We start from the raw sequence: 25,587 nt of genomic DNA on the forward strand, positions 1-25,587 counted from the left end.
ATGGCGGTGTGCGCGAATTTTGAATGCCGAGCCTGATGGCATTGTCTGGTATCTCGTGCGCTCAGGGATTACGATCGGGCGTCGATTACGTCCGGCGATGATAAGGGCTCTGGCTGCCTGGCAGGTCAGGGCCCCTGCTGGGGTATTGCTGGTGCTGGCCGTCATGCCCGCGCGGTCATCCGCTCGACCGGAGGGCGGCGGTCAAGGGAAGACGGCTGGCAACCGTCGCCGGCAATGCGCCGCCCAGAATGCCGATTGCAAGTCCGAGCAGACCCGCCGTCGCCATGACATCGCCGGTTACGGAAAGCTGGAACGCCATGCGCGCGCCATTCGCTCCAACCGTGCTAGCCTGCCAGCCATTGAAGGCCAGCCACGACGCCAGAAGTCCGAACGCCACGCCAAGGGCGGCAAGCACGATCGCCTCCACCCATGTGCCGAGAAACGCGGATATCCTGCTGAAGCCGAGTGCCCTGACCGTTGCGATCTCAACGGTACGATCCGACACGGAGTTCATCATTGTGTTGAGCGCGCCGGCGGTCGCGCCGACGGCCATCAACAGTGCGAGCGGCCAGCCGAACAGCCGGATGAGGCTGGCGGTGCGGCCGGATTGCGCCGCATAGAGGTCGGCTTCGACAATGGCGCGCAGCGGTGTCGTCCTGATTGTGTCGAGCTTGGCCTGCAGCCGCGGCAAGGAGGCGGGATTGGACAACCTCAAACGCAGGCTCTGGACCTGCCCCTGCCGGTCGAAGCCCGATCGAACCGCGTCGAGATCGGCCCAGATCTCGGACTCGAAGGCGCTGCCGCGCGCCGAGAACAGACCAACCACCGTCCAGCCGACCGTGCCGAGCCGCAAGGTACTGCCGACAGAAATTCCGAACTGTTGCGCCAGGCGATCCCCGACGACGATCTCGCGCGAACCGGGTGTGAACAGGCGGCCGGCCGACAAGGCTATATGGTCGCGGATGGAAGGACCGGATTGATCCATGCCGCGAAGAGCCAAGGTCTGGCTCGCATCTGATCCGTTCGGTTTGGCGTCGACGGCAACGACGATTTCGCGCGAGAAGATCGGCATGCCGCTGGTGTCCCTTGTAGCGCCGATGTCATCGGTCATTGCGCTCAAGGTGCGAATGACGGAGGCCGGAACGTCCGAGCCAGCCTCCTGGTTCGTGCCGCCGCCCAGAACGACGGCAACGGAATTGGAGCCGGCACTTTGCAGAGTCGTCTCAAAACCCCTTGCCATGGCCAGGAAGCCTGTAAGAACGCTGACGACGAGCGCTACGGAAAGAACCATGGAGGCGGAGATGGAGATACGTCGCGGCAAGCTGAACAGGTTTGCCCTGATCATGACAAATGCTTGTTTGGCATTGGAGGACATGGATTTACCTCGTTCTAAATGCTGAGATTATCGGGATCCTGAGCGCGTTGAGCGCCGGAAGGGCGCCGGTTGCAAGCGCCAACAGGGTGACCATCGCCAGGGCTCTTGCAAAAATCGCATTGGAAAAGACGAGGCCGATCGCAGGTCCCGTGATGACCGTCGCAAGCAATGCAAGCATCAGGCCGATGGTGCCGCCGACCACGAATATGAAGAATGTTTCGCCAAGGATCAGCGCCATGATCCAGGAGCCGGAAAAGCCCAGGGTTTTCAAAACGCCGATCTCGAAGGTGCGCTCGCGAACGGCAAAGACCATAGTATTGCCGACGATCATGAGCAGCGTGACGAATGCCGCCCCGACCACCATGTTCACGATCAAACCGACATCGGCATATTGGCGCAGGAAGGCCTCGAGGAACTGCTTTTCCGATCTGGTTTGGGTCGGTGCCGCCGAATTGGCAAACAGCTGATCTATCCTTGAGGCAAGCTCTCCTGTCTGGACACCCGGCTGCGGCCTGACGATGAAGGCGTCGACCGTGTCCTTGTTGCGGGCTCTCAGCGCATTGACATAGTCGTATTGGGCGACGACGAAATAGGTGTCGGTCGAGGCGTTCTCGCCGTTGAAGATACCGGCGATTTCGAAGGACCAGTCGCGGCTGCCATCCTGCTTTGCCGTGTCGAAGCTGGTGACGGTGATCTTCTGACCGACGGTCCAGCCTTGCGCCTCGGCAAGCGCCTGGCCGACGAGGACGGTGCTGCGGTCCCTTGCGAGCGCGCTGACGAGATCCGGCGTCAACCCGAGCTCCCTGCCGTTCGAACTGTAGAGCCGCGCAGGATCGGCGGCACTCACCGGAATGATGTTCTTTTCAACCGTCGCAAAACCGCGCAGGCGCGACATGTAGCCGACGGCGGCCACGCCCGGGTCCGCGCCGATCCGGTTCAAGTAGGAAACCGGCAGCGGCTGGGCGCGGCCAGCCGCGCTCATGACGCCAAGGATGTCCTCGCTGGCCGCCGACGCGCCCTGGCTGCCATCGATAAAGCTCGTTGTCAGGCCGTAGATGAGAAAGGCGGTGGCAACGCTTATCATCAGCAATATTGTGCGCATAGGCTTTCGCCAAGCACTCTTTCTTACGAGATCGAGGAACGTCATGCGTCCATCCTCCGCTCTTCGACGAACCTGCCCTTATCGAGATGGAGCGTTCGGCCGGCATAGCTTGCTGCCTGAGGGTCATGGGTCACCATGATGATGGTCTTTCCAAGCTCGCGGTTCAGAAAACGCAGCATTTCCAGCACCTCGTCCGCCGATCGGCGGTCGAGGTCGCCCGTGGGCTCGTCGCAGAGCAGCAGAGCCGGGTCCGCGACGATCGCCCGCGCGATGCCGACGCGCTGCTGTTGGCCGCCCGACATGAGCTTCGGATACTGCTTCTGGCGACCCGACAACCCGACCAGATCCAGGACCTTGTCGACGCGAACACGGCGCTCCCTCGACGAAAGCGGCTTCAAGAGAAGCGGCAGCTCGATATTCTCGGCCGCGTTCAGCATCGGCAAGAGATTATAGAACTGGAAGACGATGCCCATATTGTGGGCGCGCCAGGAGGAGCGGGCCGCCTCTCCCATCTGATCGAGATTGCTGACACCGATGCGCAGGCGGCCCTGATCCGGCTTGTCTATGCCCGACAGCATGTTGAGCAGCGTCGATTTTCCAGATCCGGAAGGCCCCATGATCGCGACGAATTCGCCACGGGTGATCTGCAGGTCGAGATTGGAAAAGATCGGTACGGTCTCGGTGCCTATCTTGTATCCCTTCTTGACATTGTTGAGCACGATATACGGCTCTTTGCTTGTTGAGGCGGTCATTGAGGAGTGTCTCCTGGCTGTTGTGCTGGAATGGTCGAAATACGGATGCGGGCGGCCATGTTCGGCATGATGCCTTCGGGTGGGTCGAGGAGCGCCAGACGCAGCGTGATGGTACCCTTTTCCGCCGAGGCGACCGGCCATAGCTGCAGGATCTCGATCGCGAAGGGCTTGTCGGGGAAGCCGTCAAGAACGGCTTGGCCGCGAAGGCCGGGCCGAAGTTCGCCGATATTGGTTTCGGCGACGTCGGCGTCGATCACTAGGCTCTTGGTATCTGTGATCGTCAGCAGGCTTTCATTTTCCTTGATACTGTCCACCCGGGCCAGTACCCGGCCACCCACATGGGCGTCGAGCCGCGTCACCGTACCCGAGATCGGGGCTCTGACGGTCAATGCATCGACATGTTCCTGCGCGATCTTCACGCCGAGTTGCGCCTTGGCATAGCTTTGACGCGCCTGGTCGACGGCGTTCAACGCCGTGTCTCTGGCGGTCTGCGCCTCCTCGACGGTCTGGATGGAAACAGCGCTCTTTGCAGAGAGCGCCGCATTGCGCTGCAGCGAACTGTCGGCCTGCTTGAGCGCCAGGATCTTGCCGTCGAGGACGAGCTTTGCGCCATCGCTGTCGGCCTTGGCTTGCTCGAGCGCGAAGTCGGCGCTGACGTCATCGATTCCAACAATGACCTGCCCTGCTTCGACGCGGTCGCCGACATATACGCCGACCGATGCGATCTCTCCCTCATATTTGGAAAAGACTGTCACGATGCGCGGGGCGACGACGAAGCCGGATCCGGTTATCTGCGACGCGGATGCAGGTCGCGGCGAATTGGCGAAAGGGATGGGCGAACCAGTACCGGGCGCCGCCTGGGTGGATGGAACGCCCGGTTTGCTGTCGGTCGGCGTCGTGACGGCCGGCTGCGGCTGCAGGGCGGTTTTGAGACGAGGCGCGATATCCGGCCAGAAGAAAGCGACCGCAATCGCGCTGACGCCAAGGGCGAGCATGGCACTTGAGAGGACAAGACGCCGGGTTTTCCTGACCGGCGGCTCCACTGTTTGGAACGAAGGCTCAAGGGACAATGACCTGAGCGTTTCGGCGAGTTTGCGATTTTGTTCGGTGTTCGTGTTCATGCCGCCAACATGAAGGAGACCGGCAAAAACTCGACCTCAAACACGTTCTAGCTCGTACTCGATCGCGATCTGGTACTTTTTGACCCCTTTATTGCCTCGAAACCGTCTTCTTGCGCCACTCCAGAGGCGTAATATCCGTTACGCGCCGGAACTCACGGTTGAAATTGGACTTCGTCTGAAAGCCGACGGCATACATGACCTCGATTACGGATTTCTCCGTCTCCGTCAGCATCCGGCAAGCGGCCGCGATTCGAAACTCGTTGACATATTGCGAGACGTTCTTCCCGCTCGCACGGTTGATCGCCTCGGAGATCTGACGGGCCGAGAGGCCAGCCTTGCGGGCGAGCTTGTTCAGGGTGAGGTCCTGGTCCTGATAGACCTGCCTGTCGATCATGAGCGCCTGGATGGCAGCCATCGTCTCGCTGTCTCCGGCATCGGCCTTCGGAGCTTCGACGGTTTCCGGCACGTCCTTCGCCGCGCGACCGCGACTGGCGGCGGCGGCGGCGACCGACAATATGATGAGTGCCGCGAGGTTGCCTCCTGCAATCAGCGTCGCGGCGTGACGGCCATGGCTCCAAATCAGATCGAAGGCGACGAATGTATCGAGGATGGCGGAAAGAAGCAGCGTGGCTGCGGCCAGCAGGATCGCATAATAAGTCGGCCGAGCCTCGTCGAACGCCGCAAGGCGAAGCGCATCCATGCCGGGTCGCATGAGCCGGAGGATCGCGATCGCGTAGCCGATGAAGACGAGAACCAGCACGACATCGATCGCATCGCGCCACAAGATCATGAGTATCAGGACAAGGATGGCAGGCAGGCAGTGAATACCGATGCGCACGAGCGGCGGCTGGGCGCTCCTTCTGATCAGCTGGGACACACCGGCATAGACGAGGGGCGGAATGATCGCGGCGACCAATGGCGTCACATACATGACGGATTGAATGCCGTAACCCCAGCGGAGGCCCGACAGCACGGACTGAAGAGCGCTTGCGAGAATGAGCGTCAGGAACGGCAGATTGGCCGGCCGGTCGTCATCACGCTTGAAGACTGCGGCAAAGAGCACGAGAAGCACGATAGCGACGGCGAAAGGGAATGGAATGAAGAGCATGGCAGTCACCTGTGGCGGCTTGAATGCGATAAAGTAGGATCATGTCAGCAACTGTCGCATCACACGACCTCGATCGTGTTTCAGTACGGTGCCATCCCCATAAATTGACAGGCGCAATCGGTCAATTGCAGGCCGCAGCTTCGCCTTGATCTAAGCGCCTGGCACGGCATTGGCGCGTCCGGCGCCTCCTATATCGCGATAAAGGACGGAAGAAATCACGATATAGGACGCCCAATACGCGGTTTTCTCGCAAGTTTTCCGGAACGAACGGTGGCAGGCCGCCTGTCCTGCCCGTTGGAGGCGCATCCCCTCTTCGGGCGCATAATTCGGCAATTCAGCTTCGTGAGGCTCTCGCATGATCAGACGCAATATTTTCTCTCAGGGAGACGAGCAGTTTCGCCTGGAAGTCGCAGCGTTCCTCGATGGCGAGATAGCACCTCGCTACGCAAGCTGGGTGGAGGCCGGCCGCGTGCCGCGCGAGGCCTGGCGCAAGGCTGGCGACGCGGGCCTGCTGTGCCGCACCGCTCCGCGCAGCCACGGCGGGCGGGCGGCATCCTTTCTCGAGTCAGTCGTAATCGCCGAGGAATTGGGAAAGCGGAGGTTTTCGGGCTTTCTGACATTCCTGCAGAGCGACATCGTCGCTCCCTATTTTGTCCGGCTTGCAACTGACGAGCAGAAGGCGGCCTTTCTTCCGGGCCTGTGCTCGGGAGAAAAGGTCGGCGCCATAGCCATGACCGAACCTCGGTCGGGAAGCGAAGTCGCGCAGATGCGCACGACTATTTCGAAGGCGGATGGGACATTCGTTCTCAACGGGCACAAGACCCATATTTCGAACGGCTTTACCGCCGATGTCGTCCTGGTGGCCGGACGCACCGACGCGACAGCCCCGGATGGCGATGCCCGACTGAGCCTGCTCATCGTCGAGACCGGTCAGAAGGGCGTCAAACGTTCCCCCATCGCTAAATCGGGGATGCAGGCTCTCGATACCTGCGAACTGATCTTCCAGGACTGCGAGGTGCCAAAAACCAGGCTTCTCGGCGCCGAGGGACAGGGGTTGCTCTATCTGTTCACCTTCCTCGGGCTCGAACGGCTGATGCTTGCCATTTACGCGCAGGCGTCGGCCATCGCCATACTTCGCGAACTCATCCTTTTCTGCCATGGGCGCAAGACGTCGACGGGGACGATCCTCGACCATCAGACGACCTATAGCAGGCTTGCCGATCTCTATAGCGACTGCTGCGTGAACCAAGCCTTCATCGACACCTGCATCGTTGAGCAGATGCAAGGCCGGCACGATCCCCGCTCGTCCAGCATTGCAAAGCTGCGTGCGAGCGAAGTCCTGAAATCGATCGCTTTACTCGCTATCCAGTTTCGGGGAGCGCAGGGTATCAGCGGTGAAACCGGCGAGCGGGCCACCCAGGATATGATCGACAGTTGCGTTCAGTCGATCTGGGGAGGAGCGAGCGAAGTACTGCGCGATGCGATTGGCAAGAGCTTAGTGAATTGTGTCTGAGCGACCCTGCTGCCGCTCATTCTTCCCCTAGAATAGACCCCCTGGAATTTGATGGGAAAGGAAAGGACACGAATGGAGCCTAGCGTCAATCTATGGCAAAGAGTTCATGTCGCGACTGACGTCGCAGATGAGCGCCACAACAGCGGTGGACAACCGTCCCATACCCAAAAAGTGGGCCGCACCGTCTTTGAATATGGAGCAAAGCTCAGGGTTAAATCACGCAGCTAACGCGGATTCACAGAAGTTCACTATTGTAACTCCCTCGCCTTGAACGGACTCGAACCTGCGGCGTGCTCTTCATTCTCGCTAAATTATTGGAAAACCATAAGTTCGCAGTGGAGGAAAGCACTGAAAATGAGGGACGCGGCTCAGTCTCGGCGAACAACATCAGTTCAATCCGGCTAAAAAACCGAAAAAGGCAAGCAGTTTCATTGCATTATATATAAGCCGGATAGGAATAGAGGATAACGACGGCGTTCAGCGCCGGATGTATTTTCCCGACTGGTCGTAACTTGGCGAACCATGATGACCAAACGCATTCCACATGAGATCAAATAGAGGCTTAAGGGTATTCTCTGGAACATCCGCCGCGCCCGTCGTATCAATGTTGAGTTCGGGTAACATTATCCGGTCAGAACGACACGGATAGGTAATGCTGCCGCGCCATTCATCAATCGGGGCCGAAACGCCACGAACGCCAATGAGGCTCACGAGAACCGTGTATGGCGCGGGGATCGACCGCCGTTCGTACTCGCCGAGGATCTGCCGAATACCGGACGCAATCCCTTGCTCAACACCGGTCAGATAAATGTTGCGTTGACCGTCCTTCCCGCCGACATTCAATTTTGCAACGGCCTCGGCGACACCATTGCGAAAAAGCGTCGAAAATGCGCGGACGGTATCAAATTTCTCTTCCGGTCCCGAGTAAGCGACGAGACCGTCGAGCGAGTACATTGGATTCGCGCCGCTGGCGCCGAGAGGCCATGGCCACATCGTTCCGCCACGTTCATCAAACGAGAGTGAAATGCTCTCTGTGAAAGATGCTCGTGGCACGACCTGCATTACCAGACGAGCATCTCCATCGGCGCCAACCGCTAGAGGTCCCTCGTTGTTGGTCAGGATTTCCAGCCGCTCCGTTCTAAAGCGTCTGATCCTCTCTTCGACCTCGGATGCAAACAGAAACGCTCGTCGCAACTCTTCTACTGACATCGGATGCTTTCCGTTTTCGTCGCGGATAAAAAAGCGATAGTCCTTGGCGACAGTTACTCGATGGGGCGCACTCCAGCTCCGCGCCATCTTGATTGCCAAAACGCCGCGTTCACCCTCGATAGCAATCCATTTCACCCGAAATTCGAGGATTGGCGGTTCGAGCGACGTTCGAATGGTATCGGAAACCGCTCGAACCAAACCATCAGGATCCGACGTCGCAACGCCGCTGACGTCTGATGCAATTCCGTTCCGCTCGTCGACTCCGATCACAAGATATCCGCCGACAGCGTTGGCCATGGCGGAAACATCGGCGGCAAACTCGCGCCGGTCTTCGTCTTTGCGCCCATAATGATCGCGCTTGAACTCTAGTTGCCTGCCTTCGGGGATTCCCTCATCAACAAGGGCTTGAAGATCGGCCAGTGCTATTTCGTCGAACTCTTTCGCAAACATCGACTCGCCCTCAAAATCCTCCGAAGAGCGTGCAATATTTGTGTTCACCCAACAAGAACCGGCGGCTCAATTCACAGCCCAGGCCGCAATACGGCCGACATCCCAATCGACGCCAGCATCATCGCGGAGAATACCAGAGACATAGCGTTCAAACTGCTTCCTCGCGGGGAAGGCGGCCAGAGCACGAGCTGGAAGCCGGGACCATCGTCGATCTCTTGGCCAAGCGGCCGGAGGAGAGCGCAAAAGCTGATGATAGAAACCGGCGACCCGTACCTCGGATATCGACCTGGGACCGGCGCAGCTCGAAGAAAGAGCCATCCCCGCGCCCGCGAGGGCATTGTCGGCAAGGGAAGTCATCTTGCTTAAAGCTCCCCAACTGCCCGCAATCATCATAGTTGTGGATTAATACCCTAAAACCTAAACGTTCACCGGCAATATCCTTCAGTTGTGTGCCGATCCGTGGCTTATTTCCTTGTCTCAGATGGAAAAATCGGGAGAGCAGAGCGATGAGTGAAATCAACTACAATCATCGGCACAAGGCTTCCGGCACCATGATTTCCGGAAATGGCGATGGCTACTTGACCGTGAAAGATGTTCGCGACGCCATTGCGCATTTGCCGGATGATGCGGAAGTCATATTTGGAACGTGCGACCATGGCGAACCATTGCAGTTCGACCGTTTCAAGATGCGCGGACCCAATCTGCTCCAGATCGAGTTCGGCTGATGCGAGAACCGCCTGCAATCATCAAGGCGATCAATGCCCTGAAAAGCGCGAGCTTCGACGACCCGATAAATCACATCCCGTCCATCAGCGCCGAAATGGCCGAACGTCTCGTGGCAAAGGGCTACGCAACCAAGACACCGTGGTCCAAGGATCCGGTAGTCCCATGCTATCGACTAACAAAAGCGGCAATAGATGCTTTGAAACATAAGCCTGAGCCAAAGCGAAAGCTGACGATGTTAACTCCAAGACTGACCACCCTTCCGGCGCGGTTGAAAATCCTCGACGAAGAGTAGCGCTATGGCCGACCCTATATACCTGCACGCATGGAAAATCAGCGAAGAGATCCACCATCGCGTATTCGCGATCGATGAAGCTATCGGCCATACCGGTCTCGATTGCGGGCGGCGGGCAAAAGCGCGAACGGGCCAGCGTTCAAAAGGGCAAGAAGGCGATGTTTGGCAGTTTCGCCGCGCTGCCGTTCTTCAGCGCATCGGGGCGGACTGAGCTCAGGCGAGTTTGAAGGCACCAAAGTCTTTCTTGCCCAAGATCCCGGAGGCGCGGCAACGCTGTCCGAGTTCGAGGAAATGGTGCTGATGGCGGTCGGATATTTTCAGCCGATCACTCGCGGCGAGTTGTCGAAGATTTTCGGAAAGGACGTCAGCCGCGACACCATCGGCAATCTCCGCGCTGCCGGTTTCATCGGTTCGACCGTCGTCAACGATCCTTCAGCACTGCTTCTAGCAGCTGAAAATAGATGTCGATTTGGGTCAAGATTTTCTCGGCATCGATTCTGATGACGAGGTTTTACCCATATAGCTGGTGAGCTGAATTATTTTGAAATGCTGTCACGGTCCTGGTCGATCGCGAGGATTGTCGTGCTGGTTCGGATCGGTCACGATCATCGGCATGCAGGTCGCTTTGAAAGCAGCGAAAGGATCTTCGCGGGCGTGTCCGGAAACAAGCCTGTCGCCGTCGTTCTGAGCGTCGGCTTCGTGCTGATCGTCGTTTGTCATGCCATCCAAGTTAGACTGCGAGCGACAATAAATGCATTTCGTGGTTTCATCAGAAGGTCAGTGAAAGCCCCGATGAGCCCATGGGCGAGAACATAGGACAGATAGCAAATCGCCTTTAGCGATATTTTATTTGACAATCGCGTTCGAGTTTCCTATCTTCCTGGTCGTGATGATTGCTCATAACTGAACCCGTCTATGCGTGGGGCCGGAGGCCCTGTGGGGATGAAAATCCCCGATTCAATCCTGCGTCTGGCTAGGGACCGCGGCACGCGCGCCGCACCCGTCGGGCCCGGGTGCGGCATGTTCGAGGTCAAACGTCGCTGATCAGTCTTCCTGTTTCTACGGGCGCCGGCCATCCCGGTCGGCGGAAACATGGAGAACTACGAAATGAGCACAAATGGTCATCGCCAGCGGCGGCGTCGCATGTTGAACGCGGTAGTGGTCTTTAAGGTCATTGTCGCGTTGGGCCAGGCAACATTTGCTGTCCTGCGCTTTTGGTCCTGGTTTTCAGACCGGCAATGAGCGGCGACCTCGGAAATAGCCCTCAAGGAGCACGTAATGAGTACGATGAAACGCCCGATGATGAACGATGCCCTCAGACTGCTGCGTCTTTATCTCGGCCTGTCGCAGAAGGAGCTCGCCACCGAGCTGGAAATTTCGCAATCCATGGTGTCCGAAGTCGAGAGCGGCACGAAAGCCGTGTCGATGGAACTGCTGGAACGTTACAGTACCAAGTTCGATGTTCGGATGTCGCAGTTGTTATTTTTCGCCGAAGAACTCGACGGCCAGCCGATCCCGAAACGAGGAAAGCTGATCGTGGCAAGCGGCGTCCTGTCGCTGCTCGATAAGCTTTCTCCACGCGACGTCTCGCATGCGTCGTAAGCCCGTCCGATCACCGGTTGAACGGTACGATCTCGTCCAATCACCCTTCGCACAGCGCCCGACGCAGCGGGATATCGCCGAACTTCTCGGCACGACGCGCGATCACCTGCGCTATCTGGTCACCCACAAGGAGCATTTCATCGTGCGCCGTCAGGAGGAAATCGGTAAGAAGAAGAAGCTTCGCGACTTAAAGTATCCGGTAGCGGATCTGCGCGGCGTTCACGAGCGCCTGAAATTCCATCTCAATAAGATCAGACAGCCGAGCTACCTGTTCAGCCCGCGACGTCGTCGCGGCCAACGCGACAATGCGGCCCTGCATCTCGGCCAGAACCAGTATCTGACGCTCGACCTGAAGCAGTTCTACCCGTCGACGACGGCCACGATGGTGCGGCGCTGGTTTCAGGACCAGCTGGGAATGTATCCGGATGTCGCCGGATTGGTGACCCACCTTGCCACCATCGATGACCAGGTTTCGTTCGGATCGCCGCTGACACCTGTGCTTTGCACTCTTATCCACCGACCAATGTTCGACAAGATCGCTGATCTTTGCGAGCGTGATGGCTTGCTCTATTCCCTCTGGGTGGACGATCTGACTATTTCGGGGAAGTTCGTGCATGGCGACGTTGTTCGCGAGATCCGCAAGATCATTGCCGGTGCGGGTCTGCGATCCCATAAAATTCGTTTTCGGACGGGCAGTCGTCCAGTGTTCATCACGGGGATCGGTGTGATCGGGCGAGACCTGGTTGCCCCGAACAGCCTCAATCTGCGGATCAAGGAGCTCTGGGAAACTCTCCATCTCGCCGAAACGATCGACGAGCGAGACGACTGCATCCAGGCATTGCTCGCGCAGCTCGGAACGCAACGGCATATAAGCGGTGCTTCATCGGATATAGGGTGCAAGGCCGCCGATCAGATGAATGCCCTGCGCCAAAAGCGCCGCAAGATGCATCTCGAAGCAGCTGCCAAAGCCGCGGCAGACCGGCTGTTTCGATCGTCAACAGCCGTCACGGCGCCTGAAGACGCACCATTCGATCTTGCATGAAAGAACTTCATCGCGCCTCGCGGCGCGATCAGCGAACTCCGCCCGCCTCGGCGACAGCCATGTGGCCTAGCCGATCGACCCTTCACCTGAGACTCAGTAACTGATGATCCGTCTTTACCTTCGATCCAATGCTGCCGACGCATCGAAGATAAAAACCAATGATATCGAGAACTGCGAACACCTTGGAAGCGAAACGATAGGCGGAGTCCAGACCGAAATCTGGTCCTACGACCACCTATCGTATCAACAGGTTGATTACTACAAGAGTTGGATATCAGTTGATACGGGGTTACCCGTGAAATCCCATTTCAAGTGGGTTCGACCCAAAGACGCTATCGAGGGAGACGCTACATACACCTATGGCCCTGACATCAAAGACCCCGTCTGAACTACAACACGTCATCTTTGATCGGAACCCATCGCCGGCATTTCCAGTGGCCGCATTTGGCGCGAAGCCGCCGGTAGACGCATTCATCACTGTCCTCCTTAGACCCCATCAGTGGAGGAGCTTTTCGCCTCGAAAAGATTGGAACCTGCGACCCGTCTGCATGAGATCACCAAACTGTTGAATCCCATACGAAAATCACCAAGATTGATATTTCGCGATAGTCCGCAATTGGTTCAAGATAGTTAGGCACCTTATAGAGCTGTCTCTGTCCACCAGGTCGGTGCTAAGCGGAAAGACGGGAGTGCGGGCCAAATCAGGGCTGAATTCAACAGAACGCCCGGTTCCGTACCTCACTCTTCCCTGAATGCTCGAGCCATCTGATCGGTGAGAGGTTTCGTCAAATAGGCCAGCGCAGTACGCTCGCCGGTCTGAACGAATGCTTCCACCGGCATGCCAGCGACAGGGGTCAGACCATCGAGCTTTGCCCATTCCTCCGCCGGGATAGTAACGCGCAGACTGTAGTAGGTCTGGCCTGTCCGTTGGTCGGTAGTCAGGTCAGCTGCAATCTTGCTAACTCGGCCGTTCAACTCTGGCGTGGAGCGTTGACTGAACGCCGAGAGACGAAGCGTCACGTCCTGTCCAATCGTCACTTGATCAATATCCTGGGGAGACAGTTTGAGCTCGGGCATGAGGGCATCATTGTCGGGAACGATCTGCATGATGGCCTCACCTGGCGTCACCACGGCTCCCGCGGCATGCACCGACAGCTGGTGGACGATTCCGCCTTGCGGCGCTCGGATATCTATGTGCTTCAAATCGTCTTCGGCGGCAATCAATCGCTCTGAATACTCGCCCGTTTCGCTCTCGACCTGTCGCAATTGATCCGACACTTCCGTTCGCTGATCATCATCGACTTGAATGATCTGCAAGTGGGTTTCCGCCATTTTTCCGTTTGTCTCCGCTTCGGAGGCGACCAGACTGCCGAGCTCGCCGGTCAGGTCGGCTGCATCGCGCTGCAAGGCGTAAACCCTCGTCGCCGGGATGATCCCCTGATCGAGCAGTGACTGCAAACTGGCCAGCTCCTTTTTGAGAATGGCAATCGCCTGGCGTTTGCCATCCTGTTGGGAGGTCAGCCCTTCCGCCTGCCTCGAAAGTTGACGAACCCGCTCGGCCAATTGCAACTTGCGGCCTGTCCTTGAAGAGCGTCGATCGTCGAACAGACGCTGCTCACCGTCGAGCATCGCCGCGACCTCAACGGTTGAACGATCTCTGAGAAGGGACGCCGGAAACTCTATCCTCTCCCTTGCGTCCCGTTCAGCCGACAGTCGCGCGGTTCTCGCCGCCAGTTCCTTCAAACGCTTTGACACAATCGCAAGATTGGCGCGGGTTTGCGTATCGTCGAGATGCACGAGTATCTGTCCCGCGTCGACACGATCGCCATTTTTGACGAAGACTTGCGCAACCGTGCCGCCCTGTTTATGCTGGACCGGCTTGACGTAGCTGTCGACCACCAAAGTTCCTGCGGCAATGACAGCGCCCTGAAGACGAATTGTTGCGGCAAGTCCACCCAGGACGCCAACCAGCAGCAGGATCATGGCAATCGCCAACAGCGTCAGGCTTCTGATGGCCCGTTCGGCGAGCGGGGCATGATACTGTCTCATTGTGCCATTTCCCCATCAGCCGTCATCAATCGAATAGATTGGAGCGTGGCCGGTGTCGGCTGCGTGGTCTTTTTGAGAACCTCGTCCTTTGGCCCGAACGCTTGTATCTGGCCATTCGCTATGACGATGACCTTGTCCACCGCAGCAAGGGCGCTTGGCCGATGCGCGATAACAATCGCAATGCCGCCACGCTCGCGCACCCCAAGGATCGCATTCGACAGTGCGACCTCACCCTCCGCATCGAGGTTTGAATTGGGTTCGTCCAGAACGATCAGGAACGGATCATCATAAAGCGCTCTCGCCAGTGCAATTCGCTGTCGTTGGCCGCCTGACAGAGCAGACCCTTGTTCGCCGATCTTCGTATCGAAGCCTTCCGAGAACTGTATGATCATCTCGTAAACGCCAGCAGCCTTGGCCGCAGCGATGATTTTGTCCGACGGCGCATCCGGATCGAAGCGGGCAATGTTTTCCGCGATCGATCCCCCAAGCAGTGAGACGTCTTGGGGCAAGTATCCGATGTGCTTGCCGAGCGCTCGCGGATCCCATTGCGAGAGTGAAGCACCATCCAGGCGTACTGCACCCATGGCTGGCAGCCAAAGCCCGACCAGACCACGCGCGAGGGAGGATTTTCCAGAGGCGCTTGGCCCGATGACACCCACCGCCTCACCAGCCCGAAGCTCGAACGATGCACCGCGAACTACCATCGTTTTTGAACCCGGAGCAGCGAGATGTAGGTTCTCCACTCGAAGCGTGCTCGAGGGTTTCGGAAGCGAAACCTCCCGCTCGTCTACGGGCATAATGTCGGCCAGTCGCACCAAACGGGACCAACTGTCGCGCGCCGCTGAAAACCCTTTCCAATGGCCGATTGCCAGCTCGATTGGTGCCAGCGCGCGACTGACAAGGATTGAGCTGGCAATCATGATGCCGCCGGTTGCCTCTTGCCGGATCACCAGAATAGCGCCGACAGCGAGGATGGCCGACTGAAGCATCATTCTCAGGATCTTCGACAATGTCGCCAGGCTTGTGGTCACGTTCGTGGCATGCAGGTGATTGGCGAGATATCGCTGGTTCACCTCGTTCCAGCGACGCCCGAGAGAATGACCAAAGCCCATGGCAAGGGCGGCCTCGGAGTTGCGTCGAGCAGCCTCCGCCATCGCCGTGCGTTCTGAAGCAATTCTTCTCGCCTCTTTCGCAGGCTGACGCGATTTATATTCCGTGAGGACGGTCAGGCCCAGCAAGAGGAGCGCACCGGCCAGGCCTGTGATCCCAATCCAGAAATGAAAAAGGAAACACAGGCCGAGGTAGAATGGCATCCACGGTAAGTCGAACAGGGCGGTGGGGCCAGGACCGGAAAGAAACCCTCGAACGGTATCCAGGTCTCGCACGGATTGGAGGCCATCCCCCGGAATTTGCATGCGAGAAGGAAGCAAAATCAGCGAGTCATGCACCGCCTCGCTGAAACGCTCGTCGACCGAGGTTCCGATGCGCATAAGCAGCATTGATCGGATGAGTTCGAGTATGCCCAGAAACGCATAGAGTGTTGCCGCAACGATCGCCAAACCGACAAGCGTCGGCAGACTACGGCCGGGTATCACCCGGTCGTAGACCTGCAGCATGAAGAACGACCCGGTCAACGCCAACAGATTGATGATGGCGCTGGTCATGCCGATCCCGAGCGACGCCCTCTTCAGGGACGAAAGGACCGCTACAAGGAAGACCTGTGGCGATGTGCTATTGCTGTTCGACACGTTCAAATCCTGGTCATGCCGCAGAAATGAAGCGGAAGTCATCCTGATGCAGCGATGACATCTGCACACTCTTCAGCTTGACACTATGGTCACTATCGAAGGCGATAATGGTATCGGCGCCTACTTGAGTGGCAGATGCCATGACAGACGCGAAATCGGCGAAGACGTCATTGTCGAAGGCGACGACATCCATGGATCCTGCACCAGCCGTGAAGTCCGCGATCGTGTCATTGCCGAAATTACCGCGAAAGACAAACGTATCGTTTCCAGCAAGACCGCTCAGCGTATCGTTGCCTAGCCCGCCGTCGATCGTGTCGTTCCCTGTCGTGCCGGCAATCGTGTCATTGCCACCTGTTCCTCTGATCCAGGCGGCAGATTCCATCTCGGCACGCCCCCAGGATACGCCATCCGAAAACTCGATCTTATCTATGCCCCAGTTTGCCGTAGACGAGTAGAACTGCTCGTCGAACGTGATCGCCTCCCCGGTTTCCTTGACGGTCAAAATGGCATGCACGCCAGATCGCGTCAGGAAGACATCATCCGCCGTCAGATCGGTGAGACGAAGCGTATCGACCTCGGACGTGGAGCCGGATTCGTCATTGATGTAGTCATTGCCGTCGCCTTTCGCGTAGACATAGGTATCGCTGCCCGCGCCGTTGTTGATACGGTCGTTCCCTGTTCCGCCGTACATGACATCATTATTCGCCGTGCCGGCGATTGTATCGTTACCGCTCGTGCCTCTGATCCAGGCAGCCGATTGGATGGCGGCGCGATCCCAGACCGTTCCATCGGCGAATTCGATGCGCTCGAAACCCCAATTTGCAGTTGCGGAATAAAACTGTTCATCGAGGGTTATGACGTGACCAGTTTCGTTGACGAGAACCTTCACATGAACGCCGGAGCGGCTGACGGTAACGTCTTTCGCATTCAGATCACTGAACTTGAGGGTATCGACGTCTACAGTCGAGCCGGATTCATCATCGAGATAATCGTTTCCATCGCCCATAGCATAGAGAACGAGATCGCTACCTGCCCCGCTATTGATCCGATCATCACCGCGGCCTGCGACAAAGGTTTCCCCTTCCGATGAGCCCGTAATCGTTTCGTTACCGTCCGTTCCATAGATCGAACTTTGTGACTTCAAGAGCGCATCAAGGGCCCCTACAGTACCGCCGATTGAAGTGCCGTCGCCAAAAACAATTGTTTCGACGCCACCTGCCAGATTGAGCTGATTCTTCAGCGTTATAGTCTCTTCCGTTGCGAGCACACGAATGACAACGTCATTGATAGCGCCATACGGGCGCTCGTAGCGGATATCGTTTAGTTTGAGGTCTGACAGGGTTAGGACGTCGATATCGGAGCCCGACGTCACTTCATCGACGATGTCATTACCATCGCCAATCTTATAGACATAATTGTCGTTGTCCTGGAGGCCGCGCAGCGTATCGTCGCCGACTCCAGCACGAATGAGATCGGCTACCGCGGTCCCAACAATAGTATCGTTGCCCGTCGTTCCGCCTACGTAGGAAACTCTTCCGACAAAGTCGGACTTATTCCAAGTCGTTCCATCGGCAAAGAGGATCTTTTCAATGCCCTGATCCGACGAAGTTTCGATGCTGGCTGTAAGTTTGATGGAAGCGCCGTCGCCCGCCCCCGGTGCTGTTTCAGAGATCAGCAGCAAGACGTCGTTGCCATTCCTTGTCATAGTGACGGAAGTGGAGCTTATATCGCCGAAGTTTAGCACGTCGGCGCTACCGCCGCCGCTTTTCTCATTGATGGTGTCGTTTCCGTTTCCGCGAACGTAAACGTAGGTATCGTTTCCACCATTTCCTTCCAGAATATCGTCGCCCAGCCCAGCAGCGATACTATCGCTCTGATTTGTTCCCCAGATTATGTCGTTTGCCGAACTTTGCTGATCGAAAACGTATCTCGCCGCAATCTGGGCTTCATTCCATACTGTACCGTCAGCAAATCGTACTGCCTCGACGCCGGCATCCCCCCATTGCTGATTGTCCAATACAATGAAGCCTGCGAATGACCGGAAGGAAATCCGGAAATCGTTGGCATCTTCCGTAACCCGGGAGAACACGAGATCGGTGGCCGTGATTCCTTCGCCGAATTGCAGCGTATTGGTTCGCACTCCGCGATAGTCGAGGATTACATCATCACCGTCACCGATATTATAGATGTAAGTATCGGAGCCCTCCGACCCTTCCAAACGGTCATTTCCGGCTCCGCCGACGATCGTGTCAACACCATAGGTGCCCCAGATGGTGTCATCGCCAGCCGTTGCTTGACCGGCAACATAACGGATCGCGATTTGGGCATCCGTCCAAACTGCACCGTCAGCAAATCGAATGAATTCAACGCCGGCATCCCCCCAGAGCTGGCTGTCGAGTACGAGCGACCCGGACATTGATCGGAAAGACAGCCGCACGTCGTTGAAGTCACCTGTGACCCGCGAAAAGACGATATCCGCTGCAGCGATCCCTTCGCCAAACTCCAATACGTTGTCACGGCTGCCGGTATAGTCAAAGATGATGTCGTCGCCGTCTCCGGCTGCGTAGACATACACGTCTGTGCCTTGACCACCTTCCAAGCGATCGTTACCGGCTCCGCCGACAAGCCGATCATTGCCATTGAAGGTGAGTATGGTGTCATCGCCGGAACCACCAACTGCGTTATCGGAGAGATTTGTTCCCCAAATCGTGTCATTGGCATCGGTCTGTTGATCGGACACATATCGCCGAGAAATCTCAGCCTCATCCCAAACAGTTCCGTCCGCAAATTGAATGAACTCAATGCCGGCATCACCCCAGAGCTGATTGTCGAACGTGACGGACCCCGTCATGGAATGGAATGTCAGCTTCATATCGTTTGAATCGCTTGAGACGCGAGAGAAAACAACGTCGCTTGTTACTATCCCGGGACCAAATGCAAGGCGATTGTCGCGAACGCCGCGATAATCGAAGACGATGTCATCCCCGTCGCCCGGCCGATATATGTAAACGTCCGTGCCTTCTTTGCCCTCAAATCGGTCGTTGTCGGCCCCGCCTTCGAAAACATCGTTGTCCGAGGTGCCGGTCAGCACGTCATTTGCCGACGTTCCGGGTATTGTGACCGGTGGTAGCCAGGATTCACTGGAAATATTGGCAAGGATCTCAGTTCGTGACCAAATCGTACCGCCAGTAAACATGATCTGCTCGACACCCTGCTGCGAGACACTTCCGAGCGTCTCCCTAAGCAAGATCAGGCCGCCATCTCCGGCACCTGCGAAACTTTCCTTGATATCGATGTAGAGATCGTTGCCGACACGATGTAAGAGGACATCGTCGGGATTTATATCAACAAGTGTCATGCGATCGGCAACGCCACTATTGGCGTTTTCGATAATGCAATCATAGCCGTCGCCACGATGATATATATAGTTATCGTTACCGGCGCCTGCGTCGAGAACATCGTCACCCTTGCCGCCGCCAAAGTCTCCAGAGGCGGCAGTACCGGTCAGGATATCATTGCCATCCGTGGCTCCTGCATACACAGATTTTTGTCGCAGAACCGCCGCGTCCCAAATCGTCCCGTCTTCAAACTGGATCTTCTCGATTCCATATTGGTCGAATTCGAGCGGCGTGTCGGCGCTGTTGACCAAAGTCAATTGGTCTCCAGGCAAGCCCGCAAACTGAAGTTTCAAATTATTCCCATCACGAACCAAGGAAACGGCCGATGGGGCGATACCGTAGAGCTTCAGGACATCCGCGGTACCTTCAGCCACACCCTCGAAAATCACATCCAAGCCGTCACCGGCGCGGTAGACATATATATCGTTGCCCAAGCCGCCGCGCAACGTGTCTGTTCCGCTGCCACCATCCAGTTGATCATCGCCGATGTAGCCGTCCAACACATCGTTGCCCGCACCGCCCAGGAGAATGTCATTGCCGGAACGACCGTCCAGAATGTCGTCGCCAGCACCACCATCCAATGTATTGTTGCCGGCATCCGCCAGAACGACGTCGGAGAATGCTGTGCCGATTATGTTTTCGGTGTTCACAATAGTGGCGATCAGACGATCTGAAGCAGCTGCAGCAGTTGAGCTATCGCTGGTCCTAGCCTCGCCGTTGTTCAAAACGAGATCGACGAAAACCGAACCTCCAAACTCGGTAAATGTCACCGTGTCGGAGCCTGCACCACCGTCGAGTTGGTCAAGATCGCCCATGTTGGCAACTGATATTGCAAGCGTATCATTACCCTGATCACCATGGATCGAATCTGAACCGCCTTTTCCATCGATATAGTCATTGCCGTTGTTGCCGCTCAAATCTTGATCGAAATGAGAGCCTATCAGCCTCTCGCTGGACGAGTTGCCGCCGTAAAAAATCGACCCTTCCTGCGCCCAATAGCGGATGTCTTCACGATTCCAGAGCGTGCCATCATGGAACAAGATTTCGTCCAGACCTTGGCCGTTCGAGGAGCGATACCAGAAGGCGCCTTCATCGATGATCTGCTGACCGCTTGTAGTAATCTTGATGATCAGATCAAAACCGTTGATGCTCAACAAGACATCCGAAACATTGATGCCATTCAGTTGCAGCCTATCCGTCTCAACGTTTGAATGCGACCCATCGAAAATGAGGTCATTGCCGTCGCCGAGATTGTAGATGAAGAGATCGTTGCCATTCGCACCCCCGCCGTTTGCTCCCCCACGGGTAGTAGCGGACACGATGATGTCATCGCCTAGGTCGCCGAAGAAAACATTGTTGTTTCCCTCAGAGCCCTGCAGCAAATCGTTCGTGACGCTGCCGCGGTACCAGGCATTGTCACGCATTTGGGTTCGATCCCAGGATATTCCGTCGGCAAACTGTATAACATCGATCCCCTGGCCCGTCGTTTCCCAGTTCCAGAAAAAACCTTCGTTGATCAGGATCGAGCCAGTTGCCAGGTCTTTTAAAACGAAGTCCAGCCCTGATCGATAACCGGCAACCTCCGTCGATTTGATATCTGTAAGGATGAGCGTATCTGTCTCGGCTCGAGAATGTGATCCGTCAAAAATAAGATCGTTACCATCGCCACGGCTATAGATGAACCGATCATTGCCATTCATCCCGCCAACATTGGCCGCGCCTCTTATCGATGCGGAAATAATGATGTCGTCGCCCTTCTGCGAAATGAAGGTGTTCGAATTGGCATCATTGCTCTGGAGTACCTCGCGCGAGTCTGTTCCCCTGAAAACAAGGTGCTCCCGGATGTAACCGCGGTCCCAGATCGTGCCATCGTCGAAGATGATCTGCTCAAGCCCTTGCCCCGCTGCTCCTGAGCCCCAGAAGAAGCCCGCATCCACGATCATCTTGTTGGTGGATCGGATCATGATGATGAGATCATTACCTGCCCTCGTGAGTTCGACCTCATCGCTTCGAATATCCTGAAGGACCAGTTTGTCCAGATCGGTAGTGGATCCGGAGCCATCAGAGATGACATCATTGCCGTCATTTCTACGGTAGACAAACGTGTCGCTGCCGGCGCCGGACACGATCGTGTCATCACCCTGCCCTCCATCAAAATAGTCGTCAGCACTTATACCGTCGCTGGCTCCTACATCATCGAGTAAATAGTCCGAACCCGCGTCACCGTAGAGGCTATCGGCACCTTCGCCCCCAGATAGATAGTCGTTTCCAGCGCCCCCATGCAGGATGTCATTGCCTTTGTTCCCCTCGAGGCTGTCATGACCATAGTTCTCATGATCAAAATTGAGGAAGTCTCCATAGAGGATGTCATTTCCGTCACCCCCGCGCAGGCCGTCGCTGCCTATGCCGCCCGCAATAACATCGTCGCCGCCGCGGCCGTCGAAATAGTTCCCGCCAGGAGACCCATCTAGCGAGCTTGCCGCGATTGAACCGTCAATCTGATCGGCGCCACTGGTGCCGAGGATGGTGTCGAAAACGCCAATTGCGGTCGGCCCCGGACTGCCAAGCTCACGATCGTACCCGGTCCCGGTATGCCCGAGTTCATCCTCGAAATAGGGGTACTTAATCCCTGTCTTCGGATCGACATAAAATTTGTTGGTGACGTCCAAACCGAGGTTGGAAATCGCCGACATGATCTTTTGACGGCCCCAGACCACGCCAGAAGAAAACTGGATCGCTTCAATCCCGTATTTCGTGTCGTTCCAGTCCTCAACGATATTACCGATATTGGAGAACTGATCTGAGATAGTGATTACTTCGCCAGTAGAGCGGATTGTAATCAGCAGATGCGCGCCAGAACGGGTGAATCTGACATCGCCGGGACCGACGTCCTCGAGAATAAGCCGATCCGAAGAAGCTGCGTTGTTGTCATTGTCGATAATGGTATCGCTTCCGTCACCTTTCCGCCAAACATAGGTATCGGAGCCTGCTCCTCCCGAAATCTGGTCGTTGCCTTTGCCTGCGTCATACCTATCGCTGGTATTATAGGCAGGAAGGCTGTTAGCAAATTCACCCCCGCGCACGACGGCTGCGGCCTTGATCGCATCGCGGTTCCAGGTAACGCCGTTGGCAAACTGAATAAGATCGATACCCCAGCCGCCTGCCGTCGACGCATCGGTCGAATTGGAGAAGAAGGATTGGTCCGTCAGATACTCGCCCGAGGACAATATTTTAATGATCAGCGCATTCCCCGACCTCGTAAATTCCACCTCGGAAGGCTTCAGGTCGCCCAGAACCAGCTTGTCGCGCTCGGCTACGTTTCCCGACTTATCGTTGACGACGTCGAAGCCGTCGCCAACCGAATACAAGATCGTATCGTCGCCGCCGCTGATGTTGATTTGCTCATGATCACTGCTACCGTGAATGATGTCGTTCAGTGCAGTGTCATTGATCTCGGTCGATTGATTGCTAATTGTCGTGGTTTTGCTACGTATATCTTCACGGCTGAGCACAGAGCCATCAGACAAGACAATCGAGTCTATACCCCGATTTTCCTTGCCCCACTCTCGAAAGAAGTCCTCAGAGATGATGACGTCGGTGCTACCGGCGATCTTGATGCGAAGGTTGTTGCCTGCGCGCTCGAACGTGAGATCGCTCGCCGATTTGTCAGTGAATAGAAGCCGATCATTTTCCCCTAGAGAAATCGACGTATCCCGAATGTAATCCGAGCCGTCGCCGCCGCTATAGACAAAAATATCACTGCCTTCCCCTGAGACGAGAATGTCGTTACCACCTCCGCCAACAAATACGTCATCACCAATAGATTTTATTAATCCATCGCCTGCCATCGTACCTAGTGCAGCACTTCCATCGACTATCGATCGTACCATTTGCCGCAAATCCTCATCCTCGATCTTGGAAATAAACAGAGAGAGATTCGCGACATATTCATTTCGGTTGTTTTGGTAGCCTGAAGGAACTACTCCGTTCAGCGCCGAGAAAGCCTTAATGAGGTAGGTAGCTGCTTCACCAAGCACAGTTGGCGCATTAGAAATTATGGTGTTGACCACGGCGGATACACGGTCAGAAAGGGTCTCTGATTCGTCAAGTCCGACACGAAGTAAGACTAGCGCGAAGTACGGCCTTACTTGTAGCGTGTCAATATTTAAACCACGAACTGCTGTGCTGAGATCTACCTGGCTGAGGAAAGAAACCAGGAGAACGCTGACTATTTGCTCAAAGCTCTGTTCGATTCCATACCCAAATTGTGTGTTCGTGGGGGATGTGCTCAATTGATTGCCAGCATATATTTCCTGGTAATTCGAGCCGAAAAACTTTTCGACAAAGGCCAAGTGTCGCGCGTCGACAAACTGTCCTCGCGAAGTTATATCGATTGCCTCCACCCCAGCCCATCTTAGCATTAGGGTTTCGAAGGTATCTCGTAGACTATCAGCGGAAACCATAGAGGCCGAACCTGTAAGATTCAGCCATGCCTCCTTGAAGCTTGCATCAAACGTCAGCTTCCACGCAATCGATGGAATTTGACCGGACCCGCCCAATTGCGGTAATCCAAGTACGCCATCGCCCGGCGTAAATGCTGGAGTATTATCGGTCACCGTGTCTTGCAAGTCGACCTCGAAGTAGATCGTTTGCACAGTTCCTTTCGATTGGTCGGATTTGACATATTCCGCGCCGTAGCCGATGCTATGACCCTGGTTTGTCCCCTGGACACTGGTCCGCACAGTCGAGATACTCTGGATGCCAATCTCTTGGAGAGACTGCATCTCACCCAGGTCAGAAATTCCATTTTGATTTAAATCGCGCCAAACGCGCAATTGACTGAAACGCTCATCCTGCGCATCTATTTTGCCATCGCCGTTTGAATCCATCGTCTCAAGTATCGCAAAACCATCTTGTGACGCTGAGCCGAATATCTCACCGGCGCCATTGACTACGCCATCGCCGTTGAGATCACGCACCAATATTCCGTCATCACTTGATACCCAACCCGTCCGCTCGCTGAACCCGTCGCCGTTATAGTCAAAATGAACTGATGAGCCTTGAAGCTTGGTCAACTCGATGCCATCGCCATCGAGGTCCAGTATCATTGGGTCACGAATGATGTTGGCAAGTGGCGACAGCAACTCACCAAACTGCGAAATTCCGCCGCCAAGCCAGTCGGGCATATCAGGAAGGTTCTCTACCAGCGGTCTAAGTAGATCCGCAATCAGGTCGGCGTGGCCGTATAGCATTCTGCCAGCAACGTATCCCAAACCCATAAGACCAATTGCTGGCACGCCGAGTGCCATGGCACCGAGCCCCAGAAGCAATGCGCCTGCGATCCCCGAGAATAGCGTATTGGCCGCTTGATCAATGTTTGCTTGGTTCCCGTGATCAATTGCGTCACTTAGACGCAAAACATCAGCCGAAACGTTACTAACGAGTCCAATTGCGGCCAGCGCCTGTTGCAGAGGCATGAACGCCGCTTTAAAGCTCTCGCCAGACGAATAGCTAGCCATCCCTCCCGCAATTCTCGTAGTCCAAGTTAATATTGTCGAGCTCATCCCAAAAAAATCGGCAATGACTACCGGAACGTTACCATCGGGAAATTTGAGCCCGAAGAAATCATACGAAAAATCTATAAACGATTGCTCTCTTGCTGCGGCATTAGCTTCAACAGTACTCACTTATAGCTCCGATTTTAAACATTTTTGTAGAGAACAAATGAACAAATGAACAAATTATATACAGCAACACATATAAGCTGCGTGTATAATGAATTAGATTTAAATGATACTAATACAAAAATAAATATAAACGGAATCAACACCCAGAAGAGATATTTTATACGTTTTAACTTCCTATTTTTAATAAAAGAATCGTTCAATTTATATGATAATGATCTTATTAATAATATTAATAGGGAAACGATACTTGAGATCGCGAAATTCAACCCAAAATAATCACTTATGCCGAAAATGCTTAATACAAGAAATATTACTGGATACACAGGTACCATAACCAGAATAAACAATAATACCAGCGTTTGATGTAGTTCGAAAAGATCGGGGCTGTTGTGGACGCTATCCTGATCAAACAT

General features: G+C 55.7%; 14 protein-coding genes and 2 pseudogenes. 6 read left to right on the forward strand and 10 right to left on the reverse strand.

Going from position 1 to position 25,587, the window contains the following annotated elements:
• Positions 1-175 precede the first annotated feature (175 nt).
• The 5 genes from ACJJVH_RS30885 to ACJJVH_RS30905 form a co-directional block, all read right to left on the reverse strand.
• On the reverse strand, positions 176-1,375 hold the full coding sequence (locus ACJJVH_RS30885; protein ID WP_113423774.1) for an ABC transporter permease: 1,200 nt from the start codon (positions 1,373-1,375) through the stop codon (positions 176-178).
• Positions 1,376-1,379: 4 nt separating this feature from the next.
• Positions 1,380-2,522, reverse strand: a complete 1,143-nt coding sequence (locus tag ACJJVH_RS30890; RefSeq protein ID WP_412066332.1) for an ABC transporter permease — start codon at positions 2,520-2,522, stop codon at positions 1,380-1,382.
• Positions 2,519-3,229, reverse strand: coding sequence for an ABC transporter ATP-binding protein (locus ACJJVH_RS30895; protein WP_112804069.1), 711 nt, complete (start codon positions 3,227-3,229; stop codon positions 2,519-2,521). The genes ACJJVH_RS30890 and ACJJVH_RS30895 overlap by 4 nt, the downstream gene beginning before the upstream one ends.
• Positions 3,226-4,350, reverse strand: coding sequence for an efflux RND transporter periplasmic adaptor subunit (locus tag ACJJVH_RS30900; protein WP_113360662.1), 1,125 nt, complete (start codon positions 4,348-4,350; stop codon positions 3,226-3,228). Before ACJJVH_RS30900 ends, ACJJVH_RS30895 begins: the two co-directional genes overlap by 4 nt.
• Before the next feature lie 88 nt (positions 4,351-4,438).
• Positions 4,439-5,458, reverse strand: a complete 1,020-nt coding sequence (locus ACJJVH_RS30905) for a helix-turn-helix domain-containing protein (RefSeq protein ID WP_112804071.1) — start codon at positions 5,456-5,458, stop codon at positions 4,439-4,441.
• Positions 5,459-5,813: 355 nt separating this feature from the next.
• Between ACJJVH_RS30905 and ACJJVH_RS30910 the strand changes: the two genes are divergently transcribed.
• Positions 5,814-6,971 carry an acyl-CoA dehydrogenase family protein gene (locus ACJJVH_RS30910; protein ID WP_112804072.1) on the forward strand — a complete coding sequence of 386 codons (1,158 nt, stop codon included), beginning with the start codon at positions 5,814-5,816 and terminating at the stop codon, positions 6,969-6,971.
• Positions 6,972-7,448: 477 nt separating this feature from the next.
• On the opposite strand, the gene ACJJVH_RS30915 is transcribed toward ACJJVH_RS30910, so the two are convergent.
• On the reverse strand, positions 7,449-8,630 hold the full coding sequence (locus tag ACJJVH_RS30915; RefSeq protein WP_412066333.1) for a helix-turn-helix domain-containing protein: 1,182 nt from the start codon (positions 8,628-8,630) through the stop codon (positions 7,449-7,451).
• Positions 8,631-9,136: 506 nt separating this feature from the next.
• On the opposite strand from ACJJVH_RS30915, the gene ACJJVH_RS30920 reads away from it, so the two are divergent.
• From ACJJVH_RS30920 to ACJJVH_RS30930, 3 genes and pseudogenes are all read left to right on the forward strand, one after another.
• Entirely contained in the window at positions 9,137-9,355 is a 219-nt protein-coding gene (locus ACJJVH_RS30920; protein ID WP_412066334.1) for a hypothetical protein, read from the forward strand.
• Positions 9,355-9,648: a hypothetical protein gene (locus tag ACJJVH_RS30925; protein WP_412066335.1), complete on the forward strand. Its 294-nt coding sequence runs from the start codon at positions 9,355-9,357 to the stop codon at positions 9,646-9,648. Before ACJJVH_RS30920 ends, ACJJVH_RS30925 begins: the two co-directional genes overlap by 1 nt.
• A gap of 258 nt (positions 9,649-9,906) precedes the next feature.
• Positions 9,907-10,062: pseudogene (locus tag ACJJVH_RS30930) on the forward strand (SMC-Scp complex subunit ScpB); the annotation flags it as partial.
• 159 nt (positions 10,063-10,221) lie between these two features.
• On the opposite strand, the pseudogene ACJJVH_RS30935 reads toward ACJJVH_RS30930, so the two are convergent.
• Positions 10,222-10,368 (reverse strand): annotated as a pseudogene (locus ACJJVH_RS30935) (histidine kinase); the annotation flags it as partial.
• A gap of 558 nt (positions 10,369-10,926) precedes the next feature.
• Here ACJJVH_RS30935 and ACJJVH_RS30940 point away from each other — a divergent pair.
• Positions 10,927-11,250, forward strand: a complete 324-nt coding sequence (locus ACJJVH_RS30940; protein WP_412066336.1) for a helix-turn-helix domain-containing protein — start codon at positions 10,927-10,929, stop codon at positions 11,248-11,250.
• Complete coding sequence (locus tag ACJJVH_RS30945; RefSeq protein WP_412066337.1) at positions 11,240-12,292, forward strand: reverse transcriptase family protein; 1,053 nt, start codon at positions 11,240-11,242, stop codon at positions 12,290-12,292. Before ACJJVH_RS30940 ends, ACJJVH_RS30945 begins: the two co-directional genes overlap by 11 nt.
• Before the next feature lie 738 nt (positions 12,293-13,030).
• Here ACJJVH_RS30945 and ACJJVH_RS30950 read toward each other — a convergent pair.
• From ACJJVH_RS30950 to ACJJVH_RS30960, 3 genes are all read right to left on the reverse strand, one after another.
• Positions 13,031-14,341: an HlyD family type I secretion periplasmic adaptor subunit gene (locus ACJJVH_RS30950; RefSeq protein ID WP_412066338.1), complete on the reverse strand. Its 1,311-nt coding sequence runs from the start codon at positions 14,339-14,341 to the stop codon at positions 13,031-13,033.
• Positions 14,338-16,005: a type I secretion system permease/ATPase gene (locus ACJJVH_RS30955; protein ID WP_412066339.1), complete on the reverse strand. Its 1,668-nt coding sequence runs from the start codon at positions 16,003-16,005 to the stop codon at positions 14,338-14,340. Before ACJJVH_RS30955 ends, ACJJVH_RS30950 begins: the two co-directional genes overlap by 4 nt.
• 97 nt (positions 16,006-16,102) lie before the next feature.
• Positions 16,103-25,174 carry a calcium-binding protein gene (locus ACJJVH_RS30960; RefSeq protein ID WP_412066340.1) on the reverse strand — a complete coding sequence of 3,024 codons (9,072 nt, stop codon included), beginning with the start codon at positions 25,172-25,174 and terminating at the stop codon, positions 16,103-16,105.
• Positions 25,175-25,587: the final 413 nt, after the last annotated feature.

The sequence above is a fragment of the Rhizobium sp. SYY.PMSO genome (assembly GCF_046840415.1).
In the GTDB taxonomy this organism is placed as follows: Bacteria; Pseudomonadota; Alphaproteobacteria; order Rhizobiales; family Rhizobiaceae; genus Rhizobium.